This window comes from Mitsuaria sp. MSU3D (genome assembly GCF_056867975.1).
This window is the reverse complement of record NZ_CP200314.1, coordinates 1949942-1968765: the sequence shown is the minus strand read 5'-3', so window position 1 is coordinate 1968765 and position 18824 is coordinate 1949942. Positions and strand designations below refer to the sequence as shown.

The window sequence follows — 18824 nt, the reverse complement described above, 5'->3', positions numbered from 1 at the left end:
AAGGAGTCCCCCATGAGCATTCTCGTCACCGGTGCCAGCGGCACCATCGGTTCCCTCGTCGTCCAAGGTCTCGCGCGCGAAGGCGCTTCCGTCAAGGCGCTGGTCCGCAAGTCGGGCAGGGCGCAGTTGCCGGACGGCGTCACCGAGGTCGTCGCCGACATGTCCGACATCCCGTCGATGCGCCACGCGCTGTCGGGCGTGCGCACGCTGTTCCTGCTCAACGCGGTCACACCGGACGAAGTCACGCAAGGCCTGCAGACGCTGAGCCTGGCGCGGGAGGCCGGCATCGAGCGCATCGTCTACCTGTCCGTGATCCACGCGGACCGGTTCACCGACGTGCCGCACTTCACCGGCAAGCACACGGTGGAGCGGATGATCGAGAGCCTGGACCTGCCCGTGACGGTGCTCCGCCCGGCCTACTTCATGCAGAACGATCAGCAGGTGCAATCGGTGATCGAAGGCTACGGCGTCTATCCGATGCCGATCGGCACCGCGGGTGTGGCGATGATCGACACGCGCGATCTGGCGGATGTCGCCGTCGCGGAACTGCTGCGCCGTGATGCAGCGCCCGGACCGCTGCCGCGTGTGGTGCTCGACGTCGTCGGCCCGGAGGAACTGTCGGGCGCCTCGGTCGCCGAAGCCTGGAGTCGCGTGCTGCAGCGGGAGATCCGCTACGGCGGCGATGACCTCGCGGCCTTCGAGGCCCAACTGGCCAACGCGGCGCCGTCCTGGATGGCCTACGACATGCGGTTGATGATGGCCCGCATCCAGCAGCACGGCATGAAGCCGGCCGCCGGCACCGTCCAGCGCCTGGAGACCCTGCTGGGTCGACCGTTGCGGCACTACGAGGCGCTGATCGGAGAACTCGCTGGCGCGGCGTGACGCCAGCGCGCAGGGAATCAGGCAGGTCGTCGTCAAGACGACTCGCCGGGTTCCTGCAGCCAGCGACGGAGGCAACTCGGGGCGTTGATGCCATATCGCTTGGCGACCGCTTCCACATCTTCCCCCGCCTTGACGGCCTCCCCGGCAGGACCCTGGCAGGCCAACTCCTGCAATCGGAAGTGGTAGCTGACGTTGCTGAAGCCATGGCGGAGGAAGACATCCACCACCCTCTCGCCCGCCAGGACGGCCTGGCTGGCTGGCCCATCGAAAACCATCTGGTCCAACCTGCGGATGGCACCTTCACTGAAATGAAATTGATATCCCCTGCGCTTGTTACTGAAGAAACTGCCGGACTGATACACCTCCTGAATGGGTTGCCCCGCCAGCGCGGCGGCCCCGGCAGGTCCGTCGACGGATCGATGCGCCAGATAGTCGTAGCCCATCCTGTCCAGATCGAACGCGCTGGCGGTCTCGGAGACTGAAGCGCCAGCGCCTACGAGTGCGCTTGCCTCCTTGTGAGCGACGGTCCATGCCAATCGCTTCATCTCCCGAGGCGACGACAGTTGGAAGGCGGCGGCGACCGCCTCCTCGCTTTCTCCTGCTTCCACGGCGGACCAGGCGCTGTCATGACATGCCAGTCTCAACTTCAGGGCCAATGGGGGCTGGTCCGCGATGTGAGGCAAGGAGGCGACGACAGCGTAAAAGTCGGCGACGCGGTCGGACCGCCGCACCGCAGGCAATTCGCGGAGGCGCGTCGCCCAATGCTGCAGGGCGTCGACCTGATGCGCGGGCCGCAAACCCTGGATCGATGAGGTCAACACGGCGAGGTCGGTGGAGCGTTCGCACGCTTTTCTCACAGCGTCGAGCGTGCGCGCCTGGTTCAGCTGGTAGGCGAAGGACGCGGCGATGTGTCTGGAACCTGTGCGGGTGAGTGCGACAAGATCCTTTGCGCCGAGATGGCTGCCGATCCTTTCGAGCAACTCCGGGGGCAACTCGGCCAAAGAGCGCTCGGTACCAGAGGCCGCATCCTGCGCCGCTGTCTCCGTGGCGGCATGAACTTCAGCAAACGCACTCAATCCTTGCGCCGCGCCGTCGTGCGCGTTCGTCGTCTTCATCATTGGCCTGTCCTGGTTGACCTCGATTTGAACCTCCACTCGCGACACGGCGAATGGAAGGGTCCTTTGTCAACCAAGTCCAGCGTGGGTTCGGGTGCCTGGGACGATCCGGAACGAGGCGGTGTCCGCCCCCCCATCAGAACCGGATCTTCCCGATCCAGATGTCCTTGTACATGACCCAATCGCCCATGAAGCTGTACAGCGGCCGCTTGAACGACGCGGGCCGGTTCTTCTCGAACCCGAAGTGCCCGATCCACGCGAACGCGTAGCCGCACAGCAGGCCGATGAGCACGAAGCTCCACGTCTGCGTCGCCAGCGCATAAGCCAGGCACAGCAGCCCCAGCGTCGAGCCGACGAAGTGCAGCCGCCGGCAGGTCCGGTTGCGGTGCTCGCCGAGGTAGAACGGATAGAACTCGGCGAAGCTGCGCATGGCCTTCACGCGGTCAGCGTTCGGGTCCGAATCCTGGGGCGCGTGGGGCAGGGGGCTGGTGCTCATGGTCGTCTCCTGGCGCGGCCCTCGCGGGCCGTCTGCTTGGCTGAGGTCGTCACCGTACGGCGCTCAGACCAGCGCCGCCTTCAATGCATTCAACATCCCCTCCGGCGCCTCGGTCATCAGTGAATGCCCGGCCGGCAAGGTCTGCACGCGCGCGCCGAGCATCTCGGCCAGCTGCTTTGCCGCCTTCGGCGGCGTCATCGCGTCTTTCGCGCCAAGGATCATCTCCGACCGGATGCCGGCCGCGGTCACTTGCGCGACAGCCTCCGGCGCGCGCTGGTAGCGATCGCAGACCAGGAAGTCGTGCTCGAAGAGATTGCCGTGCTCGCCGTAGCCGTCCTGCATGCGCTCCATGAGCGCCAGGTTGCCGCCGTGCATCCACGCGCCCGGTCCGGGATAAGAGGGCTTGCCCGCCGTCGTCGAGTGCGAGAACGCGTTGACCATCGCCATCGCCGCCCGCGGCCGTTCGCGCGAGGTGCTCAGCAGCGCGTCCGAGACCTTCATCGGCCACGCGGTGCCGACCATCACCAGCCGCGACACGCGCGCCGGGCGCCGTGCCGCGGCTTCGAGCGCGATCAGCGAGCCCATCGAGTGACCGACCAGCGACACCGTGCCGTTCGCGCCCGGCGCGCCGGCGCCGGCGGCGTCGAGCACCTCGTTGATCCAGTCACCGAGCGCCTCCACATCGCCCAGCGCGGGGCCTTCGCTGCGGCCGTGCCCGGGCAGGTCGACCGCCAGCACGCCGTGGCCGTGGTGGGCGAAGTGGCGCGCCAGCAGCGTCCACACGCTGTGGTCGTGCAGCGCGCCGTGGATGAACACGACACACGGCAGGGTCGCGTCGAAGCGCTTGCCGCCGGTGTACGCATAGGCCGACCGGCCTTGGACCTTGAGCTTCTTCGCACTCATTTCGACGCCACCTTCAACGCGGTTTTCAGATCGGCGATCAGGTCGTCGGGATCTTCCAGTCCGATGGACAGGCGGATCGTCCCGGCCCGGATGCCCGAGGCCGCGAGCGCCGCGTCGTCCATCCGGAAATGCGTCGTCGATGCAGGATGGATGACCAGCGAGCGGGCATCGCCGACATTCGCCAGATGCGAGAACAGCCGCAGCGCTTCGATGAAGCGCCGGCCCGGCTCGCGTCCGCCCTTCAAGTCGAAGCTGAAGACGGCGCCACTCCCCTTGGGCAACAGTTTCTGCGCCAGCGCGTGATCGCGATGCGAAGCCAGTCCGGGGTAGTTCACGCGCTCGACGATGTCCTGGGCCTCGAGGAACTCCGCGATCTTCTGCGCGTTGCTCACATGGCGCTGCATCCGCAGCGGCAGTGTCTCGATGCCCTGCAGGATCAGCCAGGCGGTGTGCGGGCTCATGCAGGCGCCGAAGTCGCGCAGGCCTTCGCGACGCGCGCGCAGCAGGAAGGCGCCGACGGTGCTTTCCTCCGAGAACACCATGCCGTGGAAGCCGTCGTACGGCTCGCAGAGTTCGGCGAAACGGCGACGCTCGCCGCTCGCCGCATGGGCGCGGTCCCAGTCGAAGCGCCCGCCGTCGACCAGCAGTCCGCCCACGACAGTCCCGTGTCCGCACAGGAACTTGGTGGCCGAGTGGTAGACGAGGTCCGCCCCCAGCGCGATCGGCTGCTGCAGATAAGGCGTCGCGAAGGTCGCGTCGACCAGCAGCGGCCGGTGCGCCTCATGCGCGATCTGCGCGATCGACGGGATGTCCAGCACGTCGAGGCCGGGATTGCCGAGGCTCTCGCCCAGCAGCAGCTTCGTCTGCGGTCGGATCGCCGCGCGCCAGGCGTCCAGGTCGCCGGGCCGCACGAAGGTCGTCTCGATGCCGAAGCGCTTCAGCGTGTAGTGCAGCAGGTTGTGGGAACCGCCGTACAGCGCGCTCGACGCCACGATGTGGTCGCCGGCCGCCGCGATCGTCGCGATCGCGAGGTGCAGGGCCGCCTGGCCGCTGGCGGTGGCCAGGCCGCCGATGCCGCCGTCGAGGGCGGCGATGCGTTCCTCCAGCACGGCCGTCGTCGGGTTCGACAGCCGCGAGTACACGTGCCCGCTGCGTTCCATGTTGAACAGGCCCGCGGCCTGCTCGGCGCTCTCGAACACGAACGAGGTCGTCAGATGCAGCGGTACGGCGCGGGCGCCGGTGGTGGGGTCGGGCGCGGCCCCGGCGTGTAGCGCCAAGGTATCAAAGCCCGGGTCGGATGGACCTGACATGGGTGTCTCCTGCTTGTTATGGTGTCCAGTCGTGTCTGGCGCCGGGCATTGTGTGCTATGTTGCCAGTCAAGCTTTTTCTCCCACGTCCATGAAAGTCTCCGACATCCTGCGCGTCAAGGGCAGCACGCTCTTCACCGTCTCTCCCGACACCCCGCTGGCCCAGGCCGCGGAGACCATGGCCGAGCGCGACATCGGGTCGCTGGTGGTGATGGAGTTCGGCGATCTGGTCGGCATGCTGACCTTCCGCGAGGTCATCCAGGCGGTGGTCGGCAACGGCGGCAGCGTCGGGACCCGGCTGGTGCGCAGCGTCATGGACGACGCGCCGCTGACCTGCACGCCCGAGACCGAGATCGACGAAGTCCGCCGCATGATGCTCGGCCGTCACGCGCGCTACATGCCGGTGCTCAACGGCCGGCAGCTGATGGGTGTGATCTCGTTCTACGACGTGGCCAAGACGGTCGTCGACGCGCAGGACTTCGAGAACCGCATGCTCAAGGCCTACATCCGCGACTGGCCGGCCGAGGACGGCGCCACCGCCGCCTGATCGCCCGCTCAATTGAAAACGCCCCGGAGTTCCGGGGCGTTCTTCATTGCAGGTTGGATTTCAACGCTCGATGACGACCTTCGTCGTCACATCCATGCCACGCCGTAGTAGTCGTAGACCTTGCGGCCGTACTCGTCGGAATACTCGGGGCGGTCGGTCTGCGCGTAGCGCGGCGCCTTCTCAAGCTGGTCTTCGCGCAGCGGCACGACGTAGCCATCCAGGCTGGTGTCGTACTTCAGCATGTTCCACGGGATCGGATACCGGTCGGTGCCGATGCCCAGGAAGCCGCCGAACTCCAGCGCCGCATAACGGACCAGACCCGAGCGCTTGTCGATCACGAGGTTGTCGATCGAGCCGAGCTTGTCGCCGTTGCCGTTGTAGACCTTGGTGCCTTCGACGCGATCCGAGGCGATGGTGGTGCTTGCCATGAGGGGTCTCCTGGTGGTTGGGATAAGACCTTCGAGGCAATCGCCGTGCCGGTGCCCGCGGGAATTTCTCTTGCCTCGACAAAGAAAATCCTTCCCGCCCTCAACGCCGCCCTCAACGCCGCCCTCAATGCCGCGCTCCGCCGCGGCCGCCCCGCATGCCCAAGCTGCCCCACGCCGTCCAGGAAGCCGTCGACATCGTCAGCGAAGCCGCGCAAAGCTGGAGCGACGACAACGCGCCCAGCATGGGCGCGGCGCTCGCGTACTACACGCTGTTCTCGATCGCGCCGCTGCTGCTGATCGTCATCAGCGTGGCGGGCCTGGTGTTCGGCGAGCAGGCCGCGCGCGGCGAGGTCATGGAACAGCTTTCCGGACTGCTCGGGACCGACGGCGCCGCGGCGGTCGAGGATCTGCTCAAGCGCGTGAACCGGCCGGAGGAGGGCGGTTGGGCCGCCGCGATCGGCACGATCGTGCTGCTGGTGGGGGCGACCTCCGTCTTCGCCGAACTGCAGAACTCGCTCAACCGGATCTGGAAGGCGCCCACCGTGCGCAGCGGGCCGGTGTGGCAGGGGCTGGTCACGCTGCTGCGCAAGCGTCTGCTGTCGCTGGGCCTCATCCTCGGCCTGGGCTTCCTGTCGATGGTCTCGATGGTGGCCAGCGCCGCGCTCGCTGCGATCAGCAAATGGTGGACGCCGTGGCTGGGCACCGAGTTCGTCCTGCTCGCGCAGATCCTGAACGGGACGCTCGCCTATGCGCTGATCACGGTGATGTTCGCCGTCATCTACAAGTGGGTGCCGGACGTCCCCGTGCGCTGGCGCGACGTCTGGGTCGGCGCGCTGATCACGTCGGCGCTCTTCAGCCTCGGCAAGACGCTGATCGGGCTGTACATCGGCCGCAGCGGCGTGAGCTCGGCCTACGGCGCCGCGGCCTCGCTGGTGGTCATGATGCTGTGGGTCTACTACTCGACCCAGGTCTTCCTGATGGGCGCCGAACTGAGCTGGGCGTTCGCCAAACGCCACAGCCTGCGGGAGCAGGCCGCCGAGACGGCCACGCGCACGCTGGCGCCGGGCTGACGCGCGCCCGGCGAGAGCACGCGATCACCCGCCAACCCGCGCCGATCCTCGCTCTGCGTCCGGCACGTCGCTTGCCACGTCGACGGGATGATCGCGACGTCCCTCGAACAGCGCGCCCGCCCGCCGACCGCTCCGGAGTCGGGCGACGCGGGCGTGCTCGCGCTGGACGCGCTGCCGGTCGACGCGCACACGCAGGCCGAGGAGCGTCACCGCCGATGGTGCAACGTGCGTCGCGTACTGCTGGTCCGCCTGGACGGCGTGGCGGGCGTGCTGGCCTCCACCGCGTCCTTCGCGGCGGTGCACGAGACGATGCCGTGGACGCAGTCGACGCTGCTCGCCGCGCCCGAGGCGCTGGCGTTGCGGCCGCATCTGCAGGCGGTGGACGAGGTCGTCACCTTCAACGCGCCCTGGACCGCCAGCGGCACTGCCGCGCTGAACGCGGAGCCGTCGACGATGCGCGGCGACGCCGAGATGCACCTGGTGCGCAAGCTGCGCCGCAGCCACTTCGATGCGGCCGTGCTGTTCTCGCCGTCGTCGCAGAGCGCGTTGCCGGCGGCCCTGCTGTGCCGCATGGCAGGCATCCCCTTGACGCTGGCCCATGTCCGCGAGCCCGCGCATGGCCTGCTCAGCGACGAACTGCTGGACGACACGGCCGCCGACGACGACACCCGCCGTCAGCTCGCCCTGGTGGCGCACGTCGGCATGCGCACCGCCGACGAGCGTCCCCGCCTGCGGCTGCTGCCCAAGGACACCCACCAGATGCGGAACGCCTTGCAGCAAGCGGGATTGCGCTTCGGTCAGCGCTACGTCCTGGTGTGCCCGGGCGGGGGCGGCGCGCGCCACTGCCAGCCCGCGGCATTCGCGGCGGCGGCCGACGTGCTGCTCGACGCCTGGGCGGACGACACGGCGGTCGTGCTGTGCGCGTTGCCCGGCGAAGAAGCGGCCCTGGCCGAACTGCGCGCGACGATGCCGCAGCGGGGCCACGTCTTGCTGCCGACCGTGTCGATCGGGGAACTGGCCGCGCTGGCGGCCGGCGCCCGCGTGGTCGTGGCCACGGACGACCTGCCGCTGACGGTGGCCGCCGCGGCGCGGGTGCCCGCCGTGCTGCCCGGTGAGGCCTTGCGACGCGAGATGAACTTTTCCTGAACCGCTGAGGGTTCGGCAGCGACACATCGCGATCGAGCCCTGATCGAGCCCCGATCGAGGGGTGGCGCCACTTCAGCGAAAGGAATTCCATGTACAACCATTTCGGATCGACTTCGGCGTCGTCGCGGGCGTTCCCCGGCGGCGCAGATGAGTCGATGTTTCCCTCCTCGATCCAGATCACCGAGCTGCCCGATGACGCCGAGGTGGACGACGGCAAGGACGCGGTCGACAAGGACAGCCCTGACGTGAAAGCCTTCCTCAGCGAACTGAAGGCGAAGCAGCACAAGGAGCAGGCTCGCCTGTTGGCCGGATTCCGCCGGCAGATTGCCGGACAGCAGGAGCCCTCCACGCAGCCCACTCTGCAGCCCACTCTGCAGCCGACCCTGCAGAACGAGGCCCGGCACGAGTTGCTGCAGGCCCAGAAGCAACTGCGAGCGGCCCAGCAACAGCTGAAGCAGGCCTACCGGCAGGTGCAGCAATTGCAGCGATCGTTGTCGCCCTGGTCTGTGCCGGACCCGTTTGCCGCGTCCGGCCCATGGGCCATGCCGAATCAGTGGGCCATGCCGGACCGATGGACGCGCTTCGATCCTTACGGCTGCAGCTCATTCGGTCCCAGGTTCCACCCCCCGTACGCCCCGCCGTTTGCGTCGATCTGCTCGCCTTATGGCATGAGCTTCGCGGACCGCTGCGCGTTTTCGCCCTTCGATGCATGCGGTGCCTTCGGATCGACGCTCCAGGCCGGACTGGCCGGCCTGATCGGTTTCGAATTGGGTGCGGCGCTGTTCTGACCGCCTGACCTCCTGCGGGATGTCCCGCATGCCCATGTCGCGGCAACTAAATCGTCACAGGACGTTCGTGCGGGCACGGTGCTTGCCTCTCCTGCGAGCCGCGCGTGGACGCTCGGCGACCGCGCGGACCGGACGGATGCCCGACTGCGCTCCCGTTTCCATCACAGGAGGTTTTCATGCACCTGCACAAGCTTGCTTGGGCGATTCCGCTGACGTTGGCCGCGACCGTGGCCCACGCGGAGAGCTCCGGCAGTTTCCTGGAGGGTGCCAGGCTCGCGGCGCTGGTCCGTCCGGAGGCCGCGGCCCCGGCGAACGGCCCGTCCCGCCACGCTCCCGCCGGTGTCCGTCCCGCCCCGCAGGGTCAGACGCCGTCGCCGAGCACCTCTGCGTCTCCGAGCCCGTCCTCCGTCATCGACGCCGATAGCGAGTCTTCCGGCGCGTCGTTCGAGATCCGCAACTTCCTCACCCTGGTCGTCGCCTTGGCCTTGGTGGGATGGGTCCAGCGCCGCCGTCGGGATGCCTGAGTTCCCCGTCGATTTCAGCGGTCCCGCAGACCGCTTGCCGGCACCGGCGTGGTTCTCGGACCGCGGCCGGTGTCGTTTTGTGGGGCGTGTTGTTCGTATGCCGTTTGCGTGCGGACGCTCATCGACCAGCTCTCACCGGAATATTTTTCAAATCGAATCGCCAAGGGGCTGGCAAGCGGGCCGCTTGCTGCAAGAATGAGTTAGATGAGTTCGGTTGACCTAGTTCACGAAAGTCCCGCCTCAAAAGAAGTGACCACCCCCCATAACGAAGGATGTACCGGTGACCCATGCGTTGATCGTGGATGACGATATCGATTCCGTCGCCACCCTGCAGGAACTGATCGCGAGCGAGAAATTCACCGTGTCGGTGGCCCATACCTTGCGCGATGCCCGGCGGCACATTGCGCTGCAGCAGCCCGACGTGGTGCTGCTGGATCTGCAACTCCCCGACGGCAACGGCATGGAGCTGTTCCAGGATCCTCAGTTGGTGGCCAACTCCGAGGTGGTGCTGATCACCGGTCACGCCAGCCTGGACACGTCGATCCAGGCGCTGCGCCTGGGCGCGGCCGACTACCTGGTCAAGCCGATCAACATCAAGCAGCTGCAGGGCGTGCTGTCGCGGGTGATGAAGCCCGCCGCGCTGCAGGCCGAGGTCTCCGAGCTGAACGCCAACCTGGCCAACACCGGTCACTTCGGGCTGCTGTGGGGCCGCACCCAGCCGATGCAGCGGATCTACGAACAGATCTCGCGCGTGGCGGGGACCAGCGTGTCGGTCTTCATCAACGGCGAGAGCGGCACCGGCAAGGAGCTGGTCGCGCAGACGGTCCATGACCTGAGCCGCCGCCGCAAGAAGCCGTTCCTGGCCGTCAACTGCGGCGCCATCTCGCCCAACCTGATCGAGAGCGAGATCTTCGGCCACGAGAAGGGCGCCTTCACCGGCGCGGACAAGCAGCACGAGGGCTTCTTCGAACGCGCCAGCGGCGGCACGCTGTTCCTCGACGAGCTGACCGAGATGCCGATGGAGCTGCAGGTCAAGCTGCTGCGCGTGCTCGAGACCGGGCGCTTCATGCGCGTGGGCTCGACGACGACGCTCGATGCCGACGTGCGGGTCATCGCCGCGTCCAACCGCCCGCTGCTGCAGGCGGTGCAGGCGGGCAAGCTGCGCGAGGACCTGCTGTACCGCCTCAACGTGTTCCCGATCGAGATGCCGCCGCTGCGCGACCGCCTCGATGACGTGCCGCTGCTGGCCGACCATTTCCTGCGCCAGATCGCGGCGAAGGAAGGCAAGAACAAGCGCTTCACGGCGAAGGCGCTGGCGCAGCTCCAGACCTACCACTGGCCCGGCAACGTGCGCGAGCTGCGCAACGCGGTCCAGCGCGCGTATGTGATGGCGGTGGCCGATGTCGTCGACGAGCAGTGGCTGCCCAAGGGCGAAGGCGCCGACCCGCAGTCCACGGCTGCGTCGGCCGCGGCGGTCACCAGCCTCGGTGGGGGCGTCCCGGCAGCCGCGCCGGCGCCGGCCTTCGTGACGGCGGCGGAAACCTCCGGTCCGTCGATCACGATGCCGCTCGGCAGTTCGATGGCGCAGGTGGAGAAGGCCTTCATCCTGGCCACGCTCCAGCACTACAAGCACCACAAGGAACAGACCGCGGCCGTGCTGGGCATCAGCCTCAAGACGCTCTACAACCGCTTGAAGGAATACGCCGCCGAAGACGCGGCGGCGGCGGACAAGGCCGAGCAGTAAGCCTTTCCTCGGCCCCCCTCTCCCGCTTGCGGGAGAGGGCCGGGTGAGGGCCAGCGGTGCTGGCATGCGGCCTGCCTTGGGAAAGGCAGGAGGACTCGTATGTCGTTGCGTTGGGTATCCGATTGCGAACCCGGTCTGCGCCGCAAGCGCGCGGCCAAGGGCTTCCGTTATGTCGATGCCGCCGGGCGGCCGGTGCGCGACGCATCGACCTTGAAGCGCATCCGCGCATTGGCGATTCCGCCTGCCTACGAGGACGTGTGGATCTGCACCCGCGACGACGGCCATATCCAGGCCACGGCGCGCGACGCGCGCGGTCGCAAGCAGTACCGCTATCACGCCGACTGGATGGCCCTGCGCGGCGAGAACAAGTTCAGCCTGCTGCTGGACTTCGGCCAGCGCCTGCCCCGCCTGCGCAGGCAGGTGCAGCGTCGGCTGCGCCCGGACGGTGTCGATCGCAGCCTCGACCGCGAACGGGTCATCGCGGCGCTGGTGCGGCTGCTCGATCGCACCTGGATGCGCATCGGCCATCGCGAGTACGCGCGCAGCAACGGCTCCTACGGCCTCAGTACCTTGTTGTGCCGGCATGTGAAGGTGAAGGGCGACGCGCTGCTGTTGAGCTTCCCCGGCAAGAGCGGCGTGCGTCACCAACTCGCCGTGCGCGACGACCGCGTCGCGGCCCTCGTGCGCCGTTGTCGCGATCTGCCCGGGCAGGAGCTGTTCGGCTACGAGGACGAGGCGGGTGAGCCCCATCGCATCGATGCCTCCGACGTCAACGACTGGCTCGCCACCGCCGGCGGTCCGACCTGCAGCGCCAAGGTCTTCCGCACCTGGCACGCGAGCGTGCTGGCGCTGGACCTGCTGTCGGACCACGCCCGCGCCGGCACCGCGCCGGTCGACGCACTGAAGCAGACGGTGAAGGAGGTGGCCGCACGGCTGGGCAACACCGTGGCGGTCTGCCGCAAGTCCTACATCCACCCGGCGGTGCTGGCATGGGGGCAGTCCGACCGTCTGGCGACCTTGCCGTCGCAGCGCTGGATCGGCAAGCCGCCGGCGGTGACCGGCCTGAGCGTCGCGGAGCGGCGGCTCATGGGGCTGCTCCGGACGCAGCCTCGCGTGGAGGTTGCTACGCCTGCGCCTGCGCCTGAACCTGTGAAGCCTTCGGCGAGGAAGTCGACGCCCCGTTCGCCGGGCTCAGCGGGGCGTCGAGCGCCTCGTCCGTCAGCGCCGTCGACGTCGCGGCCGACGCCGCCTCGCGCAGCAGGTGCTCGGCCAGCGACGGCCAGTCGCTGAAGACGCCCGCCGGCTCGCGCAGCGGCGAGCGCCGCCAGACGGTCTCGCCGCCGGTGTCCAGCAGCAGCCCGGTGGCACCGGCGCGATGACCCGCCTCGACGTCGTCGAGCAGGTCACCCACCATCCACGAGCGACCCAGATCGAGGCCGTGCGCCCGCGCCGCGCGCGTCAGCATGCCGGGCGCGGGCTTGCGGCACAGGCAGGCCGGACGGCCCTGCGCATCGGGCGCGTGCGGGCAGACCGCAACGTCGTCGAGCGCCACGCCGAATTCGTCTTTCAGGCGGCGCAGCAGGGCCCCCTGCAGATGCGCGAACTGGACACGGGTGAACGCGCCGCGCGCGATGCCGCTTTCGTTGGTGACCAGCACCAGCGCCAGCCCCGCGGCGCTCAGCCGCACGAGCGCCTCGCCCGCGCCGGGCATCAGCCGCAGACGCGAAGGATCGTGGATGGCTGCGTCGTCGGGTTCGACCAGCGTGCCGTCCTTGTCGAGAAAGACCGCCGGGCGCAGCGATCCCGGCAAAGGGCCATCGGGCCGCTGGCGGGAGAAATCCAGGTCGTGGAGGGAGAGGGTGGCGAGGGGAGCGTCGAGCCAGGCGGTCACAGGGGCAGCCTCCGCGACGCGCTCAGCGCACCCAACCGTAGTCGGTCTGGCGCGGCGCCAGCGACTGTTTGTGCCGGGCCATCAGGCCCGGCTCCCGTCTGGCACTGTCGGCGGCCGGATCGATCATGACGCCGGTCTGCAGTCCGTCGGCGGGCGCGGCAATCGCATCGGCGGGTCGCAAGCCGCGTGGCGGCGGCAGCAGTTCGGCCAGGCGGGCCAGCGTCCTGCGCACATCCAGCGGCTTGGCCCACAGCTCGAGGAAGCCGCAGCCGAGGGCGTCGAAATCGGAATCGGCCGTCACCGCGATCGCCGGCACCTGCGCCCAACCGCGCCGCATGCGCAGCAGCTTCAGCAGGTCCGACCCGTGGCAGTCGGGCAGGTGGAGATCGACCAGCAGCAGCGATGGCTGCAGCTGCGCGCTCAGGCGCCAGGCGGGCATGCCGGCCTCGGCGACGTGCAGGCGCAGGTCGCGGCGCTGCTCGAACATCGCCTCCATCACGATGACGTTGAGAGGGCTGTCTTCGACGTACAGCACCGACGTAACACCGTCGTTCATCGTTTCGCTCCTTCCCTGTTCGAATACGGTTGGTCGCGAGAGAGGGCAATTGCCGTGCCTGAAAGTCTCCCCAACCCTGGGGATTCCATGCGGGGGCACCGGACCTGCACCGGGTCGATATCGACGCTTCCCGGAGGCAGTAGGCTCGTCCGGTGTAACCGGTCGATGATCCATCCGTCAATCTCGGTGACACGTTGAGTAGGCCTTCTTTTTTCTCCGGTTCGCCTGCGGGAAAGGCGCTGCTTGCAATGGGTACGAGGCTTGCCTTGCCGGGAAGACTCACGCCTCACTTCAAGGAGCTTCCATGGCCACCAGCCTCCGACCCGGCGCCGCCGACAAGCCCGATGACGACGAGCGTCCCACCAGTTTCGGCGTGTACAAGCCGGTGGATCACCTGGTGATCAGCTTTCCCGGCGCGGCCGATGCCGGCCAGGCGCGCGCGGCGCTGAGTGCGCACGGCATCGCCGACGCCGACCTGCATGCGATCACCGACCGCGAGATGATCGAGCTGGTCGAACGCGACCTGAAACGCGCGAGTCCGCTGGCCGCGATCGGGCAGGAGATCAACCTGCTGCGCAGCCAGGGCGAACTGGCCGAGCGGGGCTACCACTTCCTCGTCGTCAAGGCCAGGGACGATGCGCAGGCGCGCGAGATCGCCGAGATCGCGCGCCGCAACCACGCCGAGCGCGCGCAGTACTACGGCCACTTCATCATCGAGGAGATGCTGGAACCCGAGGGCGGCCGACCGCAGGTGTCCGAGTCGCCGCACCGCGGGCTAGACACGCATCCCAAGCCGCCGCTGCCGCGCTGAGCCGGTCTTTCCCCCGGTCGCGCCGTCGAGGCACGCCGCTTGCCATCTTGCTCTCCACCGATCCATGCCCTTGCTGCCACTGCGCACCACGAAAGGAAACTTCCCATGAGCACCACGCCCAACAACGAGAAGAGCGACAAGACCGTGCCGTTCACGACGGCCGAAGACGCCGCCAAGCTGGCCAACGGCACGGGATCGTCGAGCGCCACGCCGTCGAGCACCGCAGCCGCCGATCTGGTGAGCCGCGTCGCCGACAAGGCGCACGCGACGATCGACCGCCTCGCAACCACCGCCGCGCCGAAGGCGCAGCAATTACAGAAAAGCCTGGAGGACACGAACGAACTGCTGCACGAGCGCGCCGAGCGCCTGCGCACGACCGGCAACGAGTGGTGCGACAGCCTGCGCTCGAACGTGCGCGAACATCCGCTGATGGCCGTCGGCACCGCGCTGGCGGTCGGCCTGCTGATCGCGCGTCTGACGCGCTGATCGCGGCGCGCTCATGAGCGACGTGCCGCACGCCTCGCCGTCCTTCCCGCCCCCGTTCCCGCCGCCACCACCACCACCACCGCCGTTGTCCGAGGGGCCCCGAGGGGCCTCCGGCACGGCGGGTGCTGCGGGCGCACCGGGCGCACCGGGTGCATCAGGCCCGACGGGCGGGCCTTCGCCTTCGGGCGGGGTCCCGCCCACCGGTGCCGGCTGGTTCGGCGATCTGCAGGGCATGGCCCGCGCGGCGCGCGGCATGTTGTCCGGGCGACTGCTGCTGCTGGCGCTGGAGCTGCGGCGCGCCAAGCACGGTCTGGTCAGTCTGGCGATTCTCGGCGTCGTTGCCGCGATCGCCGGCGCCACGGCCTGGCTGGCGCTGTGGGCCTTGCTCGTCGCGGTGGCCGTGCACTTCGGGCTGAGTTGGCCGTGGGCCTTCGCCGGCGTGCTGGTCATCAACCTGCTGCTGCTGGTGTGGGTCGTCGCCGCGATGAAGGCGCTGACGCCGATGCTGGCGCTGCCGGCGTCCCGCCGCCAGTTCCACTGGCTGTTCAACGATCCGATGGATCCCGAGGAACCGAGCCCCGATGCCAGCCACCCCAGACCGTCCTGACCCCCGTCGCATCCCGGACGTCCCCGATCACGGGGGCGAACCGGCGTCGATAGAGGAACTCACGCTGCGCATCGAGATGGCGGAACTCCGCGTCGTGCGTCGCGACCTGGAGTTCCGGCTGCACTGGGATTCATTGCAGCATCGCGGCAAGGCCGTGATGACGCCGGGCCGCTGGCTGCTGCCGGCGCTGGGCACCGGCGCGAGCTGGATCTTCTGGCGCCTGGTGCGCGGCAAGCGGCGTCGGCACGACCGGCACCGCGCCGACGATCCGCGCGCCCACGCCTTCCAGGCGCCGCGCGAAGCCCGGGGCGCTCACGCCGAGTCGGGCGCCGAACGCCCGGAACTCGGCACGCTGCAGTTGCTCACCGTGCTCTGGGGGCTGGTGCCGACGCGCCTGCGCGGCCAGGTCGGTCCGGAAGTCGCGCAGCTGCTGATGGGCGTGCTGGCGGGCTTCCTGCAGGGCCGCAAGAAGCAGCGCGAAGAGACTCGAGAACAGACCCGTGCGGAGACACGAGAAGCCGCGCGTTAGAACGAATCCCGATGAAACGGAAAAGCGCGCCCGAGGGCGCGCTTTGCGTTGGTGGGAATCGAGACCGCCTTACACCTTCTCGGCATTGCGCGCCTGGTCGCGCAGCAGCTTGATCTGGTCGTGGTTGCGCAGCGTCCCGGCCAGTTGGCGCTGGACGACTTCCAGCACGCCGGCCGGCAGGTCCTTCTGCGCCGCCTTGCGGTAACGCGCGACGGCCGCGTCCTCGCCGCGCTCGCATTCCTCGAGCATGGCCTTGTCGCTGTAGCCGGTCAGCGTGCCCTTGACGGCGACCCAGCCGCGGTGGAGCGACCCGGCGGCGCTGCCGTCGTCCTCGGGCGTGCCGCCGTGCTGGCGCACGAGCTGCTGCAGTTCAGACGCGGCCTGGCGGCAGTCGGCCGCGCGCTGCGCGAAGACTTCACGCAGGCTGGCGCTCTTGACGTGTTCGGCGGAGCTCAGGAATCCGTACTCGCCGTCCTTGCAGGTCTCGATCAGCGTGTTCAGTTCGTCGATGACGTCCTTGTTGTCCATGGCAGTCCTTTCCGATCGGGGGAGTGGTGATGCCATGAATCAGCAAGTCACGTACCCGTCGGCAACCCCATCGCGCGCCGCAGCGCCTCCAGGATCTGCGACGGCGACGCGGGCTTGCGCAGCACGATGAACGAGGACTCGGCCGTCAGCGCCTCGCTGTAGCCGCTGATCAGCACGATGGGCAGTCCCGGGCGGCGCGTGCGCAGCTCGCGGGCCAGCGCCTGGCCGTCCATCGAGCCCGGCATCACCACGTCCGACAGGACGATGTCCACGGCCGCGCCGCTGCCGAACAGCTGCAGCGCCTCGTCCGCATCCTTGGCGCTGAGCACCTGGCAGGAGAAGCTGCGCAGCAGGCCGGCGGTGACGCGGTTGAGTTCCTCGTTGTCCTCGACCAGCAGCACCCGCATGCCGGCCAGGCTGTTGGTGCGCCCGTCGTCGCGCGTGCGCTCGGTCCCGTCGACGCGCGTCGCGTCGGGCACGAGACGCGCGCTCGTCTGCGCCGGCAGCAGCAGCGTCACCGTCGTGCCGGCGCCGAGCTGGCTCGCCACCCGCGCCGTACCGCCGGCCTGGACGCAGAAGCCCAGCACCTGGCTCAGGCCCAGGCCGGTGCCCTTGCCGACGGGCTTGGTGGTGAAGAAGGGCTCGAAGACGCGCGCCAGCAGGTCGTCGGGGATGCCCGGACCGCGGTCGGTGACGCTGATCGCGACGTACTCGCCGGGCGCCAGGTCCTGCACGTCGCCCGGCGACGCACGGCCGGCCTCGACGGTGATCTCGCCCATGCCGTTGGTCGCGTCGCGCGCGTTCAGCGCGATGTTGATCAGCGCGAGCTCCAGCTCCGACGGGTCGACGCGCACGCTCGGCAGGTCCGGCGCCATCGTCATGGCCAGCTGCATGCGCTTGCCCAGCACCGTGACCAGCAGTTCCTTCATCTCGCCCAGCGTCGAGCGCAGGTCCACCACCTGCGGGTGGACCGGCTGGCGGCCCGCGACGCGCAGCAGATGCTGGGTCAGGCGGCTGCCGACGTCGACGGACCGCATGATCGCGCCCAGCGGCATCGCCAGCGATTCGGCATGCGGGCTGCGCTGGATCAGGTGGGCGCTGTTGCTGATGACGCCCAGCAGGTTGTTGAAGTCATGCGCGACGCCGCCGGTGAGCCGGCCCAGCGCCGCCGTGCGCTGGGAGCGGGAGCTCAGTTGCTCGGCCTCGCGCGTGCGGTCGATGGCCTCGTTGACGCGCTCCTCGAGCTCGTAGCGCCCCTGGTGGATCGCGGCGCTCGCATCCTCGAGCGCGAGCGCGACCTCGTCGCACTCGACCATGCCGGTCTTGCGCGCGCGCACCGGCTCGCCGGCGCGCAGCTCGTTGGCGATCTCGTTGAGCGCGTGGATCGGCCCGGAGATGCGCCGGCTGATCCACAAGGCGCCGAACATGCCGACCAGCACCAGCAGCAGCGCGCCGATCGCGATCGGCTGCAGCGCCGCGCGGGCGCCGAAGCCGCCCGGGCCGCCGTCGCGCGGCACCGCGGTGACCACCGTCCAGCCCTGCGGCGACTTGCTGAAGTAGCCCAGCACGGGCTTGCCATCGAGGTTGACCGACTCGAACTGCGCCTCGTCGCGCGTGGCCATCAGGCGCTTGAGATCGTCGGTGCCCGGACGTCCGGCGTAGCTGATGCCGCCGGGATGGCGTGCCACGACGGTGCCGCGGCCGTCCATGATCGTCGCGGTCCAGTCGGGCGGAAGCCGTTGCCCATCGATGATCTGCTGCAGCTCCTGCGGCAGCACGGCGATGCTCATGTTCAGCCAGACATGGCCGCCGCGCTCGATCGGCTGGATGATCTGCGCCCGCAGCTGGCCGGTGGCCGGATCGGGACCGAGGTCGCCCATGACGGCCTGCTCCACCAGCGGCACGCCTTCGCGAACGAGCACCGGGCGTGAGGCGGCGGCAGTCGGCAGGTCCGGCGGCAAGGCCGCTGCTGCGGCGGTGCCGGCGGTGCCCGCGATCGTGCCGGGGGCCGCGCCGACGGTCGGGGACGCGGCCGGCGGCGCCGAGGCTGCGGTCATCGCGGACGGCACCGTCGAGGTCTCGGGCAGGCGGCCCGGCGCCAGGCGCGTGCTGAACAGCGTCCGGTCGGGCGCGTTCAGTTCCACCCAGCCCGACAGGCCCTGCATCGCGCGACGCGACTGCAGTTCCAGCATGGCCAGGTCATCGGGCGGGATCTGCGGCGACGCGTCCAGGATCTGCGACAGCGACAGCACCCGCGCGATGCCGGCGCGGCGGGCCAGCTCCTTGTCGACCACCATGGACAAGGCCCGCGTGCTGTCGCGCATGTGGCGCACGGTGGCATCCTGCTCGTCGCTCCAGGTCTGCCAGCTGACCCACAGCGCCGCGATGATGCCGGGCAGCATCACGGACAGGACGAGCACGAGCAGGCGGGAGCGGATCGGCAGGGGCATGGGCGGTCGGGCGGA

General features: G+C 69.2%; 20 protein-coding genes and 1 pseudogene. 12 read left to right on the top strand and 9 right to left on the bottom strand.

The window, feature by feature from the left end; genetic code table 11:
- Positions 1 to 12 precede the first annotated feature (12 nt).
- Positions 13 to 882, top strand: coding sequence for an SDR family oxidoreductase (locus tag AC1VNM_RS08580; RefSeq protein ID WP_483106591.1), 870 nt, complete (start codon positions 13 to 15; stop codon positions 880 to 882).
- A gap of 32 nt (positions 883 to 914) precedes the next feature.
- Here AC1VNM_RS08580 and AC1VNM_RS08575 read toward each other — a convergent pair whose 3' ends face one another.
- From AC1VNM_RS08575 to AC1VNM_RS08560, 4 genes are all read right to left on the bottom strand, one after another.
- Positions 915 to 1997, bottom strand: a complete 1083-nt coding sequence (locus AC1VNM_RS08575; protein WP_483106590.1) for an F-box protein — start codon at positions 1995 to 1997, stop codon at positions 915 to 917.
- Positions 1998 to 2133: 136 nt separating this feature from the next.
- A complete protein-coding gene (locus tag AC1VNM_RS08570; protein WP_431103845.1) occupies positions 2134 to 2493 on the bottom strand; it encodes an Mpo1-like protein in 360 nt (119 codons plus the stop codon).
- 63 nt (positions 2494 to 2556) lie between these two features.
- A complete protein-coding gene (locus AC1VNM_RS08565) occupies positions 2557 to 3396 on the bottom strand; it encodes an alpha/beta fold hydrolase (RefSeq protein ID WP_377154832.1) in 840 nt (279 codons plus the stop codon).
- On the bottom strand, positions 3393 to 4706 hold the full coding sequence (locus AC1VNM_RS08560; protein ID WP_483106589.1) for an O-acetylhomoserine aminocarboxypropyltransferase: 1314 nt from the start codon (positions 4704 to 4706) through the stop codon (positions 3393 to 3395). Before AC1VNM_RS08560 ends, AC1VNM_RS08565 begins: the two co-directional genes overlap by 4 nt.
- Before the next feature lie 89 nt (positions 4707 to 4795).
- On the opposite strand from AC1VNM_RS08560, the gene AC1VNM_RS08555 reads away from it, so the two are divergent.
- Positions 4796 to 5251 carry a CBS domain-containing protein gene (locus AC1VNM_RS08555; RefSeq protein WP_377154834.1) on the top strand — a complete coding sequence of 152 codons (456 nt, stop codon included), beginning with the start codon at positions 4796 to 4798 and terminating at the stop codon, positions 5249 to 5251.
- A gap of 86 nt (positions 5252 to 5337) precedes the next feature.
- Here AC1VNM_RS08555 and AC1VNM_RS08550 read toward each other — a convergent pair whose 3' ends face one another.
- Positions 5338 to 5679, bottom strand: a complete 342-nt coding sequence (locus AC1VNM_RS08550; protein ID WP_067272510.1) for a PRC-barrel domain-containing protein — start codon at positions 5677 to 5679, stop codon at positions 5338 to 5340.
- A gap of 155 nt (positions 5680 to 5834) precedes the next feature.
- On the opposite strand from AC1VNM_RS08550, the gene AC1VNM_RS08545 reads away from it, so the two are divergent.
- The 6 genes from AC1VNM_RS08545 (at position 5835) to AC1VNM_RS08520 (ending at position 12241) form a co-directional block, all read left to right on the top strand.
- Positions 5835 to 6749 (top strand): YihY/virulence factor BrkB family protein, encoded by a 915-nt coding sequence (locus tag AC1VNM_RS08545; RefSeq protein WP_483106588.1) that lies wholly within the window; start codon positions 5835 to 5837, stop codon positions 6747 to 6749.
- 87 nt (positions 6750 to 6836) lie between these two features.
- Positions 6837 to 7895, top strand: a complete 1059-nt coding sequence (locus AC1VNM_RS08540; protein WP_483106587.1) for a glycosyltransferase family 9 protein — start codon at positions 6837 to 6839, stop codon at positions 7893 to 7895.
- Positions 7896 to 7984: 89 nt separating this feature from the next.
- Complete coding sequence (locus AC1VNM_RS08535; RefSeq protein WP_483106586.1) at positions 7985 to 8683, top strand: DUF2968 domain-containing protein; 699 nt, start codon at positions 7985 to 7987, stop codon at positions 8681 to 8683.
- 176 nt (positions 8684 to 8859) lie between these two features.
- Positions 8860 to 9207 carry a hypothetical protein gene (locus AC1VNM_RS08530; protein WP_483106585.1) on the top strand — a complete coding sequence of 116 codons (348 nt, stop codon included), beginning with the start codon at positions 8860 to 8862 and terminating at the stop codon, positions 9205 to 9207.
- A gap of 280 nt (positions 9208 to 9487) precedes the next feature.
- Positions 9488 to 10951, top strand: a complete 1464-nt coding sequence (locus tag AC1VNM_RS08525) for a sigma-54-dependent transcriptional regulator (RefSeq protein ID WP_377154840.1) — start codon at positions 9488 to 9490, stop codon at positions 10949 to 10951.
- Between the two features lie 99 nt (positions 10952 to 11050).
- Positions 11051 to 12241, top strand: coding sequence for a DNA topoisomerase IB (locus tag AC1VNM_RS08520; RefSeq protein WP_483106584.1), 1191 nt, complete (start codon positions 11051 to 11053; stop codon positions 12239 to 12241).
- A gap of 61 nt (positions 12242 to 12302) precedes the next feature.
- Here AC1VNM_RS08520 and AC1VNM_RS08515 read toward each other — a convergent pair.
- Both AC1VNM_RS08515 and AC1VNM_RS08510 read right to left on the bottom strand, forming a co-directional pair.
- A pseudogene (locus tag AC1VNM_RS08515) lies at positions 12303 to 12842 on the bottom strand (D-glycero-alpha-D-manno-heptose-1,7-bisphosphate 7-phosphatase); the annotation flags it as partial.
- Positions 12843 to 12864: 22 nt separating this feature from the next.
- The gene (locus AC1VNM_RS08510) at positions 12865 to 13398 is read right to left on the bottom strand and encodes a response regulator (RefSeq protein ID WP_483106583.1); all 534 of its coding nucleotides are present in this window, start codon (positions 13396 to 13398) and stop codon (positions 12865 to 12867) included.
- A 304-nt stretch (positions 13399 to 13702) separates the two neighbouring features.
- On the opposite strand from AC1VNM_RS08510, the gene AC1VNM_RS08505 reads away from it, so the two are divergent.
- The 4 genes from AC1VNM_RS08505 (at position 13703) to AC1VNM_RS08490 (ending at position 15831) form a co-directional block, all read left to right on the top strand.
- Positions 13703 to 14209 (top strand): hypothetical protein, encoded by a 507-nt coding sequence (locus AC1VNM_RS08505; protein ID WP_377154843.1) that lies wholly within the window; start codon positions 13703 to 13705, stop codon positions 14207 to 14209.
- Positions 14210 to 14314: 105 nt separating this feature from the next.
- Positions 14315 to 14695 (top strand): ElaB/YgaM/YqjD family protein, encoded by a 381-nt coding sequence (locus AC1VNM_RS08500; protein WP_377154844.1) that lies wholly within the window; start codon positions 14315 to 14317, stop codon positions 14693 to 14695.
- Between the two features lie 253 nt (positions 14696 to 14948).
- The gene (locus tag AC1VNM_RS08495) at positions 14949 to 15302 is read left to right on the top strand and encodes a hypothetical protein (protein ID WP_483106582.1); all 354 of its coding nucleotides are present in this window, start codon (positions 14949 to 14951) and stop codon (positions 15300 to 15302) included.
- Positions 15277 to 15831 (top strand): hypothetical protein, encoded by a 555-nt coding sequence (locus tag AC1VNM_RS08490; RefSeq protein ID WP_483106581.1) that lies wholly within the window; start codon positions 15277 to 15279, stop codon positions 15829 to 15831. The genes AC1VNM_RS08495 and AC1VNM_RS08490 overlap by 26 nt, the downstream gene beginning before the upstream one ends.
- 69 nt (positions 15832 to 15900) lie before the next feature.
- Here AC1VNM_RS08490 and AC1VNM_RS08485 read toward each other — a convergent pair whose 3' ends face one another.
- On the bottom strand, positions 15901 to 16359 hold the full coding sequence (locus tag AC1VNM_RS08485; RefSeq protein WP_377154847.1) for a ferritin-like domain-containing protein: 459 nt from the start codon (positions 16357 to 16359) through the stop codon (positions 15901 to 15903).
- Positions 16360 to 16406: 47 nt separating this feature from the next.
- Positions 16407 to 18809 (bottom strand): ATP-binding protein, encoded by a 2403-nt coding sequence (locus AC1VNM_RS08480; RefSeq protein ID WP_483106580.1) that lies wholly within the window; start codon positions 18807 to 18809, stop codon positions 16407 to 16409.
- Between the last annotated feature and the right edge of the window lie 15 nt (positions 18810 to 18824).